General features: G+C 64.9%; 10 protein-coding genes. 7 read left to right on the plus strand and 3 right to left on the minus strand.

Annotated features, from left to right (window positions below; genetic code table 11):
* The first annotated feature begins 53 nt into the window (after positions 1-53).
* Both GEV06_21720 and GEV06_21725 read left to right on the plus strand, forming a co-directional pair.
* On the plus strand, positions 54-584 hold the full coding sequence (locus GEV06_21720) for a DUF1080 domain-containing protein (GenBank protein ID MPZ20506.1): 531 nt from the start codon (positions 54-56) through the stop codon (positions 582-584).
* Positions 585-1,982 carry a TIM barrel protein gene (locus GEV06_21725; protein MPZ20507.1) on the plus strand — a complete coding sequence of 466 codons (1,398 nt, stop codon included), beginning with the start codon at positions 585-587 and terminating at the stop codon, positions 1,980-1,982.
* Positions 1,983-2,295: 313 nt separating this feature from the next.
* Here the strand turns inward: GEV06_21725 and GEV06_21730 are convergent, their stop codons facing one another.
* The gene (locus GEV06_21730) at positions 2,296-2,559 is read right to left on the minus strand and encodes a hypothetical protein (GenBank protein ID MPZ20508.1); all 264 of its coding nucleotides are present in this window, start codon (positions 2,557-2,559) and stop codon (positions 2,296-2,298) included.
* 151 nt (positions 2,560-2,710) lie between these two features.
* Here GEV06_21730 and GEV06_21735 point away from each other — a divergent pair, with 151 nt between their 5' ends.
* The 5 genes from GEV06_21735 to GEV06_21755 all read left to right on the plus strand — a co-directional run bounded on the left by GEV06_21735 (position 2,711) and on the right by GEV06_21755 (position 12,400).
* Entirely contained in the window at positions 2,711-3,454 is a 744-nt protein-coding gene (locus tag GEV06_21735; GenBank protein ID MPZ20509.1) for a DUF899 domain-containing protein, read from the plus strand.
* A gap of 205 nt (positions 3,455-3,659) precedes the next feature.
* Entirely contained in the window at positions 3,660-4,961 is a 1,302-nt protein-coding gene (locus GEV06_21740; GenBank protein ID MPZ20510.1) for a TonB-dependent receptor plug domain-containing protein, read from the plus strand.
* Positions 4,510-6,057 carry a TonB-dependent receptor gene (locus tag GEV06_21745; protein ID MPZ20511.1) on the plus strand — a complete coding sequence of 516 codons (1,548 nt, stop codon included), beginning with the start codon at positions 4,510-4,512 and terminating at the stop codon, positions 6,055-6,057. Before GEV06_21740 ends, GEV06_21745 begins: the two co-directional genes overlap by 452 nt.
* A 225-nt stretch (positions 6,058-6,282) precedes the next feature.
* A complete protein-coding gene (locus GEV06_21750; GenBank protein MPZ20512.1) occupies positions 6,283-9,255 on the plus strand; it encodes a beta-propeller fold lactonase family protein in 2,973 nt (990 codons plus the stop codon).
* 241 nt (positions 9,256-9,496) lie between these two features.
* Entirely contained in the window at positions 9,497-12,400 is a 2,904-nt protein-coding gene (locus GEV06_21755) for a beta-propeller fold lactonase family protein (GenBank protein ID MPZ20513.1), read from the plus strand.
* Here the strand turns inward: GEV06_21755 and GEV06_21760 are convergent.
* Positions 12,376-12,906: a DUF664 domain-containing protein gene (locus GEV06_21760; GenBank protein ID MPZ20514.1), complete on the minus strand. Its 531-nt coding sequence runs from the start codon at positions 12,904-12,906 to the stop codon at positions 12,376-12,378. The two genes, GEV06_21755 and GEV06_21760, sit on opposite strands and share 25 nt — an antisense overlap.
* Positions 12,907-12,956: 50 nt before the next feature.
* A complete protein-coding gene (locus tag GEV06_21765; GenBank protein ID MPZ20515.1) occupies positions 12,957-13,355 on the minus strand; it encodes a hypothetical protein in 399 nt (132 codons plus the stop codon).
* Positions 13,356-13,375: the final 20 nt, after the last annotated feature.

The raw sequence follows: 13,375 nt of genomic DNA on the forward strand, positions 1-13,375 counted from the left end.
TACCTGGGCACGCGCCAGGCCTACAGGGACTATCACCTCGTGGTCGAGTACACGTGGGGAGAGAACACGTACGGCGCCAAGACGGTGAGGAACTCCGGCATCCTGCTGCACGCCGTGGGTCCGGACGGCAATCGCAGCCCCTGGATGGCTCCATCGAGTGCCAGATCGCCCAAGGGTGTGTCGGCGACTTCATCGTCATTCGCGGCAAAGACGAGGACGGCTCGATCATTCCGGTGACCATCACCAGTGACACGACGCTGGGCCCGGACGACCGCACCCGCTGGAAGAAGGGCGGAACGCCGACGGTGTACTCGGGCAAGCAGTTCTGGTGGTCGGAGCACGATCCGGAGTTCGACGAGGTGATCGACACGCGCGGGCGGTGGGACGTCGAAAGCCCGCTGGGCGAGTGGACGCGCGTCGAATGCATCTGCGACGGCGATCGGATCACCAACATCGTGAACGGCGTCACGGTCAACGAGTGCTACGATGCGCTCCCCTCCGCCGGCAAGATCCTTCTGGAATCGGAAGGCTTCGAGATCCTCGTCCGCCGGTTCGAGCTGCAGCCGCTCCGGCGGAGGTCCTGAATGGATCACCGCCGGTCGCGAGACGCCTCGCGCCTTGACTCGAGCCGCGGCCCCGCGCGTCCCTTCGCTCTGACGACACGCTCCGCGACGGTGCGTCGTATCCATGGCACGTACATACGCATGGCACGTCGCGCACACCAGCGGGCCGCCTCGGCGGGGTGCGGCGCGCCGCATGAGGGACACGCGTCCTGGGAGAACATATACGTGGACACCACCCCTACGGACCTCAACGAGTTGGACCGTCGTCATTTCCTCAAGAGTGCCGGCGCAGGCGTCACCGCCGCCGCCCTCCTGCGCTCGCCGCGCGAGGCCGCGGCCGCACAGGAACAGGCGCGCAAGGCCGCGCTCGATCGCCTCGCCAGCAACACCTATCCGCTACGGCCGCTGTTCAAGCAACGCACGGCGTCATCGACCGGTGGAGGCGGGACCGCTCGAGCGGTTGGCCGCAGACGGGGAGACTTTCCGGAAGACGCCGAGGCGGTCGCCGCCGATCCGAATGCGGCCGAGGCCCTGGCCGTGGCCGAGAAGGCACGGGCCGCGCGGGCGCACCTGCCGAGCGCCCCGGAGATGAAAGCGAAGTACGGCGAGATCACGTTGCTCGACTTCCCGCAGTTCACCAAGGACACGTTCCCCGGCGTGACCCGGATGGACATGCGCTCCGCGCTGTTCGGCGACGTGACCGACGACTCGATGTTCTTCCCGCCGGAGAACGGCCGGCCCGGCGGCTTCGACCCCCTGAGCCCGTCCGGCCGGAAGTGGCTGGACACGCTGGCCAACATCCTCGTCAAGACGGGGACGAAGGTGCAGCACATCTCCAACAACGCCCCGTTTGAGCTTGCCTCGTACGGCTCGCCCGAGGCAGACGCGCGGCGCAAGGCCGGCGTCGCCATGGCCAAGCGGTGGCTGGAAGGCTGTGCCGTCCTCGGCATCAAGTCGATGCGGATGAACTCGCCGCGGGCACTCGGGCCCAGCATCCGGCCGAATGCCATCGCCCGCGGCCCGGGCGACGGCTACCCCCGCAACATCGACGTGGTGCCGATGCTCGCCGCCACGATCGAGTCGTACAAGGAGATGGCCGACGCCGGCGGAGCGCGGGACATCCGCGTGACGATCGAGAACCACTGGGGCCTGGCGGCCGATCCGGCCAACATCCGCACTATCGTCGACGAGGTCAATCACCCGTACTGCGAGGCATCACCCGATTTCTGGAGCAGCGTGAACGGGGTGCCAGCGCGCTGCACATCACGAGTGGCGAGGAAGGTGCTCATCTTGTGCTGTATGCCGCGGACGGGAGCGAGGCCTGATTGGATGGAACCCTGGTGGACTGTAACCGCTGAATCAGTCACGTATTGGACCGCGCTCTCCCCTGTCCGTAGCGAGGGCCTGAAGAGCGTGTGAACACATTCGTGGGGTCCGCCTTCAGGCGGACCTGCATGGCCGACAGGGCCCAAACTCGCCGGCAATGGGCCGCCTGAAGGCGGCCCCTACGTGAATTCTTCACAGGCTCTGAAGGCCCCTCGCTACACCTCCTCTATCCCCGCGCGCTACTGATTCAGCGGATACAGGCCATTAATAGCCTTTGCGTTTGTCGACCACATTGATCAGCGGCAAGCCCTCGGCAAAGCGCCGAATGTTGGACTTGACCGTACCGGACATCCGCTCGCGATCCAGATCCGAGCGGCCGGCAATGTGCGGCGTGATGATCACGTTGTCAAGCTTCCAGGTCATAGAGGGCCCCGCGGCTCACGGCAATGAAATACGAGCCCTGTTTCATGCGCGCGAATTGAGCAGGGCCGATCATGTGGTGGCTTCTCTCTGTGTGCGGCGCGGCGACGAACAGCACGTCTGCCTCGCCGATCACCTCGTCCAGTTGATCTGGCTTCACAATTCTTTCGATGAACGGCGTCATGGGAATATGGGCGGATAGGACAGCTCCGGAGAGGAGCAGAAGAACGACTATCATCGTCCGACGCATGGGCACCTCCAGAAATATGGGAGGATTTTAGCCTCGGACGTGCCTGGCCGCGCGCTGCACCTCACGCAACAGCTCAGCCTGGAGCAAGTTCGGGACGAGCGGAGTATGACCATCCCGGGAGGGGGGCATGTATGTGCAAGGAGTTGAGACAATGACCGAGCCGAGAAGCCTACCCAAGGTGGTGTCGCGGGAGGAGTGGCGTGCAGCGCGCGAGGCGCTCCTCGCGAAGGAAAAGGCGCACACCCGTGCGGGGGATGCGTTGAACGCCGAGCGTCGCCGGTTGCCGATGGTCAAGATCGAGAAGAAGTACGTCTTCGAAGGACCACAGAGCAAAGCGACGCTCGTGGATCTGTTCGACGGCCGCCATCAGCTCGTCCTCTACCACTTCATGTTCGGCCCGAATCAGACGGAGGGCTGTGACGGCTGCTCGCTGGTGGTCGACAACATGGGCCACCCCGCCCACTTGCATGCCCGCGACATTACGCGCGTGCTCGTGTCGCGGGCGCCGCTCGAGAGGATCGAGCCATTCAAGAAACGAATGGGATGGACGATGCCCTGGTACTCCTCGTACGGGAGCGACTTCAACCACGACTTCGGCGTCGGGCCCGAGAGCCCGCAAGCGGGTGTCTATCAGGATGGTGAAATGTTCGGCATGAGCGTCTTCCTCCGCGACGGTGACGAGGTGTACCACACCTATTTCACCGACCAGCGCGGTGTCGAGCACATAGGCTCGAGCTTCAGCTACCTCGACATCACGCCCTACGGCCGGCAGGAAGACTGGGAGGTCTCTCCCGAAGGATGGCCGAAAGGCCCACGCTATAGCTGGTGGCGCCATCACGACCGCTATGAGGCCGCGCAGGCTCCGAGCAGCGCCCAGCAACGGAGGCGGAAATGACACCGGCGAGAAGCGGCTACGCTGACGTGAACGGCATCAAGCTCTATCACGAGATCTACGGCTCGGGTGAGCCTCAAAAGCTCTGCCATAGCCGGCACGTGCTGCACGAAATGTTGCGCAGAGTTTGTATCCGCGTGACCTCGCTGTCGGATTTCTGTTACCTCCGACCTGTAGTCTTCGACTCCGCTTCAATTTGCGGGGTCCGATGTCCACACTATCCACACGTCTGCTCTTCGGGATCGGCCTTGCGCTGATCCCGCTCTTGCGCGTCGACCTAGCACAAGCGCAAGAAGGGACGCGTTGGCACCACGGCGTTGTCGTTGATAAGTCGGGCGGTGCCGTCTCGGGGGCGCGGCTGACGGTCCGGACGGCGCAGGGCGCGCCGCTCCAGGACACGGCGACGGCGGCCGATGGATCGTTCGCCCTCGACGTGTTACCGCCGGGCTCGTATTGGCTGGACGTCAGCGCCTACCCGTTCGAGAATCGCCGCGGGCGATTCGATCTCGACGGTGCGCGAGCGGATCCAGTGCGCGTCGTGCTCGGCCTCGCGCCGTTTCAGAGCGAGGTCACCGTCACCGCCGAGCGCGGCACGATGACCGACGTCGATCGCACAGGGCCTATCGTGACGGTGCGCACGGCAAGCGACTTCCGCCAGCGGCCGCTGGCCACCATCGGCAATGCCCTTGAAGGGGCGGCCGGCGTGATGGTGCAGCAGAGCACCTACGGCCAGGTATCCCCATTTCTCCGCGGCCTCACCGGATATCAGGTACTCAACCTCGTCGACGGCGTGCGTTTGAACAACACGACCTTTCGTTCGGGACCGAACCAGTACCTCGCGCTCGTCGATCCCAGCCAGGGCGAGCGTATCGAGGCCATGCTCGGGCCCGCCAGCGCGCAGTTTGGCAGTGACGCGATGGGCGGGGCTATCCAGGTGGTGACGCCGGACGTCCACTTCAGCACGAACGGCGGCTGGATGACGACGGGGGCCGTCGACCTGTTCGCGGCAAGCGCCGACGAGTCGCGCGGCGCGGACGGATCGGTGTTCCTCCGCGGCCATGCTGGGCGTCTCACGCCGGGAGCTTGGCGATCTGCGCGCCGGGGATGGACGCGACTCTCATCACGTCTTGCACCGTCTGTTCGGTCTGAACGACGACCAGATCGACGGCTTGCTCGGCGATCGTCATCTGGACACGGGCTTCACGCAGTCGGCGATCTCCGCCAAGGGCACGGCGCGTCTTGGGACCGATCAGAACCTCACCGCGTGGTACCAACGGAGCGACCAAGACAAGGTCCACGGTTACAAGGATCTGTGGGGCGGCCTCGGGCGGCTGCAGTCCGCGTTCGATCCGCAACGCCTGCAGCTGCTGTACGCGCGCTACGAACGTCTGGACATCGCCCGGCTCGATTGGTTGAGCGCCACGTTCTCGGTGAACGCGCAAGACGACGGGTCCACACGTCAGAACCTCCTTCCGACGGATCCAGTCGTCGTAGACGAGGTGGGGGTTAACGCGCGTGGTTACGCGATGCAGGCGGGCGCGCACCTTGGGTCACGACACGCTCTGGTGTTCGGCGGCGAGGTGTACGACGAGCACGTCGACGCGCGCCGCGACGAGACGGATCCCGCCTCGGCCATCACCGTCCAGCAGCGTGCCCTCTATCCAAACGGCTCGCGCTACACGACCACGGGTCTGTTCCTGCAGGACCAGTTGATGAACTACGAGCTGGGTGTCGCGCTCAATTGGGACCGGCTCTATCTGCGCGTGCAGGGATTCGACGCGGAGCTGGAGTCGCCGATCGTGCGCCGCACGCTGCTGTTTCCGGCCGACGCGGTCCCATCCGCGCTGGCGGGCGTACCTGTCACACCTCTTGCCCAGACGGCGGCCCAGGCCGACCAGGGCGTCGTCAGCGTGGCGACGAGCTTCGATCCGCGCGCCGTCAAGGCGTTCGTCAACGAGGGGCGCGCCCGCTATTACGGCGCCGACGCGGTGGCGCGCTACCGGCCCGGACAATGGTCGCTGGACGCCAATTACTCGCACGTCGTGGGACACGACCTGAGCCCCACACGTCCCGTCCGCCGGTTGCCTCCTCAACAAGGCGGGCTCACCGTTCGCTATCAGCCGGGCGGCCTGCTGTCATGGGTCGAAGCCACCGCGCTCTTCAGCGCGGCGCAGGACGAGCTGAGCGGCGGCGATCTGAGTGACGAGCGCATCGGCGCGGCGCGGCGGCGAAGCGACATCGCCGACTTCTTCCAGAGCGGGCGCATCGGCCCCTACGTCCAGCCTGGCGCCGACGGTCTGCCGGGCACGGCCGACGATCTCTTCGGCCCGACGGGAGAAACGGCGGCGCAGATCAGCGATCGCGTGCTGCCCATCGGCGCCACGATCAACGGCGTCACTGTCGTGGACGACTCCACGCCTGTGCCGCTCTACACGGACACACGCGGGTTCGTGGCCATCAATCTGAGGGCGGGGCTCGTTATCACGCGGCATCTGAGCGCCACGGTCGCGCTGATGAATGCCCTCGACCGTAATTACCGCGTGCACGGGTCCGGTGTGGACGCTCCTGGCCGCAGCGTCTTTGCGGCGCTCTCCGCGTTGTTCTGAGCAACTCTGCAATTGACGGTGTGAGCCTGACACGGGTCGTGCAATTTACGCGCGCTTGTTGCCGCGATCACAGTGGAGTCACACAGGGAGCATATCGTGTCGCGCGTTCGCCTCCACAACGCGCACGCCAGGCGTCTGCGAACCAGGCCGACGTCCGTGGCGTTCGTCAACGCCGAAGATCACTCGGAAGGGATGTCCATGACGAAGCGCCCGCTGCAAGGTTCCATGTTGAGCGTACTCATCTTGGCAGCACTGATCCTGCTGCCTGCGCGAGCTGATCTGCAGGAGCCTCCTGTAGATGATGTCCAGCTTCAAGATCAGGATCGCCGCCAGGGCGATGATGACGACGAGGGTCAGAAGCCGCATCCCGTGGTCCAGCTGCCCTCGGGTCAGTCCGTCACGCCCACGGCTATCCGCCATTCGGTTCAGCAACATCTGAACCCGGGTCTCTCCGCATACCCGAGCTTCATTGCCGGCGAGGCCGTGCGTTCGCAGCTCAGTCCCGACGGCACGACGCTGGCGGTAATCACCGCGGGCCAGAACTCGCTCTACAAGCCTGACGGCGCCGTCGATGTTGCCGCGTCGACGCAGTTCATCTTTCTCTACAACGTGGAGGGGCAGAACCAGTCCAGGCCGGCGCTCACACAGGTCCTCCAGCAGGTCAACTCGCACGTGGGTCTGGTTTTCTCGCCCGACGGCAACACGCTCTATGCGACGGGCGGCGCCGACGACGCCGTTTACGTCTATACGAAAGGCGACCGCGGCTTCGCGTCTGCCGGGCCGATTCCGCTGGGACACGTCGAGCCCGGCTCGACGGGCAGCGCCCGCAACAAGGGCGTCGGGATCAACGTCCAGCCGAACGCCAGCGGCCTCGGCATCTCGGCCGACGGCCAAACGCTGGTCGTGGCCAACAACTACAACGACTCCATCACGGTGATCGACACGGCCAGCCGCACCGTCCGGTACGAGCATGATCTCCGCCCGTACTTCGCCAACAACGAGGGACAGCCCGGAGCCAAAGGCGGCACCTTCCCCTTCGGCGTCGTCATCAAGGGCAATGACACCGCGTATGTGTCGTCAGACCGCGACCGGGAAGTGGTGGTGGTCGACGTGTCCTCCCCCACCGAGGGCCGCCTGACCGCGCGCATCACGCTCGACGGCAACGCGCTCGGGATGACGCTGGACGCACCGCAGTCGAGGCTCTACGTGGCGCAGGACAATGCCGACCAGGTGGCGGTCATCGATACATCGAGCAACACAGTCGTCGCCAAGATCGACGCGCGTGCTCCGGCCGGCATGCTGGCCGGGAAGCACACGGGCGCCAGCACGTCTGCCGTGACACTCTCTCCCGATGGCGACAGGCTGTACGCGGTCAACAGCGGCTCGAACTCCATCGCGGTGATCGCGCTGGCGGGTGGGAAGGCAAACCGGGTCATCGGTCTGATTCCAACCGCGTACGAGCCGCACGACATCACGTTCAGCGTCGATGGCAGGCAGATGTACATCGTCAGCGGCAAGAGCGTCACCGGACCGAACCCCGAGCACCTGTCCGGCGCGACGTCCGACATGACCAGCATCGAGTACCCAGGCGGCAATGCTGCGGCGGAGGCCAGGTCGAGAGCGTCGAACCAGTACCAGTTTCAACTGGAGCGGGCCTCGCTCGTCAGCGCACCCGTGCCGCACTTCGGTCGTCTGAAGGAGTTGACGGACCAGGTCGCCAACAACAACTTCTACACGACACAGATCACACAGCGAGACGAGAGGGTGATGGGCTTCCTCCGCAAGCGCATCAAGCACGTGATCTACGTGGTGAAGGAGAACCGCACGTTCGATCAAGTGCTCGGCGACTTGACCAACGGCGCGAACGCCGACCCGAGCCTCGTGCAGTTCGGCGCCGCGCTCACGCCAAACAACCACAATCTCTCGACCCAATTCGTCACGCTGGACAACTTCATGAACCCGGGCGACGGGAGCATGGACGGGTGGTCGTGGTCGCTGCAAGGACGCGTCACCAAGACCGAATCGCTCACGCAGCAGATCAACTACGCGGCCGTCAACCGCGGACTCTCCTATGAAAGCGAGGGCAAGAACCGCGGCGTGCCGGTGAACTACGCGAGCGTTGCCGAGCGTGACGCGGTCGCGGGACCGGAAGGCACCACCAGCTACAGCGACCGGACAGCCAACCTGCCCGGCGGCACCGCGAACGTGTTGACCAGCGCCGCCAACCATGCGTCGAGCGACGCGCCGTTCGGCACCGAGGATGGCTACATCTTCAACGCGGTGCTCAATGCCGGCGGAACGGTCCGCAACTACGGATTCCTTACGAACAACATCGGCAGCATCGGCACGAAGGAGGCGCCGGTGGCGGATCCGTTCGCGGCCGGCGTCGTCCAGGTCGCTGCCCTCGATCCCGCGCTGGCTCCGTTCACGGATGTCTACTTCCGCGGCTACGACCAGAACTATCCGGATCTGTGGCGCTACAACGAGTGGAAGCGGGAGTTCGACCAGTTCGTCGCCGATGGCAACCTGCCGAGCCTCTCGCTGGTCCGTATCAGCCACGATCACATGGGCAGCTTCGGGACGGCGCTCGGCGGCGTGAACACACCCGAGACGCAGCAAGCCGATTGCGATTACGCGATGGGCCTGATGATCGAGGCCGTGGCCAACAGCCGCTACGCGTCGGACACGTTGTTCATCGTCATCGAGGACGACGTACAGGATGGCCCCGACCACGTGGATTCGCATCGCGGCACCGCGTTCGTGGTCGGCCCATATGTGAAGAAGGGCGCGGTGGTGAGCGGCCGCTACAGCCAGGTCAACGCCCTGCGCACCATCGAGGACATTCTGGGCACCAAGCACATCAACCTCAACACGGCGTTCCAGCGACCGATGACCGACGTGTTCGACATCCGCTCGTCGGGCCGCTGGACCTATACCGCCGAGGCTTCGACGGTTCTATCGACCACGACGGTGTTGCCGGACGAAGGCGCGGGCGTGAAGTTTGCCGCGGGTCCGGTCGTCAAGCCCAAGCACGACGCCGCCTACTGGGACGCGGTCACGGCCGATTTCGACTTCTCGGGAGCCGACCAGGTCCCGCCCGCCCAATTCAATCGCGTGCTCTGGAAAGGTCTGATGGGCGACAAGCCGTATCCCACTCCGCGGAACAAGACTTCGGCAGGCACGAAGGACGACAACTGATCAGTGGGAGATCCTGATGTCGGCTGCCATGGGAACCGCCTCCGCGCGGTTCTCATGGCACACGCCGGCGATCCAGCCCACACGTCATGTGTCCGATGCAGCCTGAGAGCGAGTCGCACCACGCTCTACCACACTGGGATCCACATTCGCCAAGGAGAAGAAGCGTATGCGATTGACCATCCGGGCATCCCGCGACGGATCGACTCTGCGTCTCCGCGCCGTCCACGTGGCCGCGCTCATAATGGCGCTCGGCAGCATCACGGCTGGCGCACCGCCAGAGGCCGACCATTTCATTGTCGGACCCAAGGTCCCCACAGGCGCGCGCATCACACCTACCGCAGCTCCGGGCTCCATCTTCGAAGCGCTCGATCCGGAGGTGGCAGCAGAGCCGACCATCCGGGCGAACAACGCCGTGACGACCGCGACGAGCCCAGATGGCCGGACGTTGCTCGTGCTCACGAGCGGCTACAACTATTGGGATCTGCCATCTGGGAACGACCCGTCGTTCGTCTTCGACGAGTACGTGTTTGTCTATGACATCTCCGCCGGGCCACCGGTGAAGCAGCAGGTGATTCGCGTTCCGAACACGTTTCTCGGCCTGGAGTGGGATCCATCGGGCGAACGGTTCTACGTCGCGGGTGGCCGGGACGACAACGTCCACGTGTTTGCCAGAAGCGGTAACGCTTGGCAAGAGTCCGGGCCGCCGATTCCGCTCCGGCACACCAGCGGTCTTGGCCTCGACACACCGCCGATGGCCGCAGGCCTGGCGGTAAGCCCGGACGGTGGCAGACTGCTGGTGGCGAACCTGGAAAACGACTCGGTATCCCTCATTGACCTCCAGCGGCGAGTGGTCGTCGCAGAGCGTGACCTCCGGCCGGGCAAGAACAACGCCGCGAGGTCAGGCGTTCCCGGCGGCGAGTTCCCGATCTGGATCGTGATCAAGGGCGATTCGAAGGCGTATGTATCCAGTCTGCGCGACCGCGAAATCGTCGTGCTGGATCTGGCAGACGACCGGTTGGGGATCACCAAGCGCATCGAAGTCGGGGGAAACCCGAACCGCATGCTGCTCGACCGCGCACAGGAGCGCCTGTTCGTAGCGCTGGATAACAGCGATTCTGTGGCGGTCGTCGACACCGTGGTCGATCGCATCGAGCACGAAGTCGATCTCAACGACCAATTCAAGGCTTCGAAGAACAAGACACAGTTCACCGGCAGTCATCCGAACAGTCTGGCCCTCTCGCCCAACGAAGACCTGCTGTTCGTGACAATGGGCGGCACCAACTCGGTAGCGGTCGTCCCCCTGGATCGCGAGGACGAGGAGGACGAGGACGAGGACGAGGAGCGCCACGGCAGCACCAACGCGCAGACGCTCGCGCGAAGGCGTTCGACGTCGATCGGCCTCATTCCTACGGGCTGGTATCCCAACTCAGTGAGCGTGTCCGCTGACGGCAGCCACATGTACGTCGTCAATGCGCTCGCACCCGCGGGCTCCACTAACACAACCGACAGGAACCAGTACGTGCTGCAGAAGCGACGGGCCGGGCTGCTCACTGTGCCGATGCCTTCGCCGGGCGTGTTGGCCGATCTGACGCGGCAAGCCTTGTTCAACAACGGCGTCAAGGAACACGAGCTCGTCCGCAAGGACCGGACGATGGCGTTCCTGAGTAGGAAGATCAAGCACGTGATCTACATCATCAAGGAGAACCGGACGTACGATCAGGTGCTCGGCGACCTTGACCGCGGTAATGGCGATCCTTCGCTCACGATGTTCCCCGAACCGATCACGCCGAACCATCACGCGTTGGCCCGCCAGTTCGTGACATTGGACAACACCTACTGCAGCGGCTCCGTGAGCGGCGACGGCTGGGTGTGGAGCACCGCGGGGCGCACGAGCGACTTCACCGAGAAGACTATTGCGGTCAATTACGCTGGGCGTGGCGCGAGCTACGACTATGAGGGCATGAACCGCAACATTAACGTGGCGCAGCGGACGCTCGAAGAGCGGCGGGCAGTGAATCCGAACGTGCCGAGCGATCCGGACCTCCTGCCCGGCACCGCGGATGTGGCGGCGCTCGACGGACCGGACGGTGACCACGGCAAGGGCTACATCTGGGACGCGGCACGCCGGGGCGGCCTGAGTGTGCGCAACTACGGATTCTACGGTGACTGGACGTTGAACTACCTGGCGGATGGCCAGGGGCGGCCGGCGCTGCTCCGCGATCCGAGAAGCGCCGGTGTGCAGGTGTTCTACCCGGCGGCAACGGGCTTGGGCCCCGCTACAGGGGACCCGCTGCAGGGTGTCTCGGATCGGTACTATCGCGAGTACGACATGAGGCTGCCTGACTTCTGGCGCTTCAAAGAGTGGGAGCACGAGTTCGACCGGTTCGTCGAGCACGGGTCGCTGCCCGATCTGATGCTGATCGAGCTGCCCCGCGACCACACGGGCGACTTCAGCGAGGCGCTCGACGGCACGGACACGCCGGACGAACAGGTGGCCGACAACGACTATGCCCTCGGGCTCATCGTCGAAAAGGTAGCGGGCAGCCCCTTTGCGGACGACACGCTCATCTTCGTGATCGAAGACGATGCGCAGAGTGGCGCGGACCATGTGGACACACAGCGGACCGTCGCCTACGTCGTCGGCCCTTACGTCAAGCAAGGCGCCGTCGTCTCGACGCACTACGCGAATCCGAACATGCTGCGCACCATCGTCGACATCTTGAGGATCGAGCCAATGGGCCTGCAGGTGGCGCTGGCCGATCCCATGACCGAGGTGTTCGACACGTCGCAGCGTGACTGGACCTACACGGCCATCGTGCCCGAGATCCTGCGTCAGACCGAGTTGCCGGTGCCGTCGGCCACCGCGGCGAACAGCCTGTCGCCGAGCGATCGCGTTCGGCGCTTCTCGGTGCCGAGACGCGATGCGCAATACTGGGCGAGAGTGATGGAAGGGCAGGACTTCAAGCGCGAAGACAATCTCGACACGGAGCGCTTCAATCGGGCGCTGTGGGCGGGGTTGATGGGCGAGGATGTTCCTTACCCTACCGAGCGCCATGGCCGCGATCTCTCGCGCGGTCGCGAGAGGCTATTGAAAGCGGCTGCGGCTGAAGCAACCGGGGGTCAGCGCGCGTTCTCCCGAAGGTAACGGTCGTTCAGGATTGCGGCGTGGTGGTTGACGTGGCCGGCGATGATGTGCGCAAGAGCACGGACGGTGAACTCCTGCTCGTTTGCCACGCCGCGCCTCGACCATGCCTCCGGCGGCAAATGGGTAAAGAAGCTGATGGTCGACGCACGAATGTGGTGAAACTCCTCGATCAGGCTGCTCCAGAGCCGATTCGCGGACGCGTCGCTCTGCGCGGCAATGTCCGGATCGAAGCTCGGGAGGGGCGAATCGAATCCCCTCGCAAACCACAACGCCCGAAACGTGAACAGCCGCTCACAATCGTTGAGATGCCCGACGACCTGGCGGATGCTCCACTTGTCGGCCGCGTAACGATGCGTCGACTGCTCCTCCGAGATCGTGCGAAAGAGCTCCTGCATCGCACGCTGCTGCGCCGCGAACACTGATCGAACGTCCTCACGCGGGACGAGATTGATGTACTGGACGTAGTACTCGGACGCCTCGGTGGCCTCCGGTGTTCTATTCGGCATGGACGAGCGCCTCCTTCGGTGCGCGGCCAGCCGCCGCGCCAGCGATGGATCTAGGCGGGCCGGCGCCCCAGCCCCAGAACGTTGCGGCAATAGGTCAACGAGCGTTCGAGCTCCGCACGCTGATATCTCTGCTCCGCGCTGGTCCGCTCCTGGCCGGACGGCGGCGACCACGACTCGCGAGGCTTGCCCCGCTCGGCGAGCGCCACGAATTGCGCGAACGGCCTGGCGGGCATCTCCGGCCAGGCCTTCCAGAAGTCCCGCTCGAGGTACGGAAACTCACGGCTCGCACCGGAGATTGTTTCAATGTGCACAGGGACGCCGGGACACAACGTCTGGAACCTGGCGAAGTACGTCTTCAGATCGACGTCGCCGTCGCCCATCGCTGTCCATGCTCCTCGGCCGTTCCCCAGTCGGGCCTGAACGACTTGGACGATGGGCAGATGCTCCACGTGCCCACGTGGATCTGCAC

The organism is Luteitalea sp., assembly GCA_009377605.1.
In the GTDB taxonomy this organism is placed as follows: Bacteria; Acidobacteriota; Vicinamibacteria; order Vicinamibacterales; family Vicinamibacteraceae; genus WHTT01.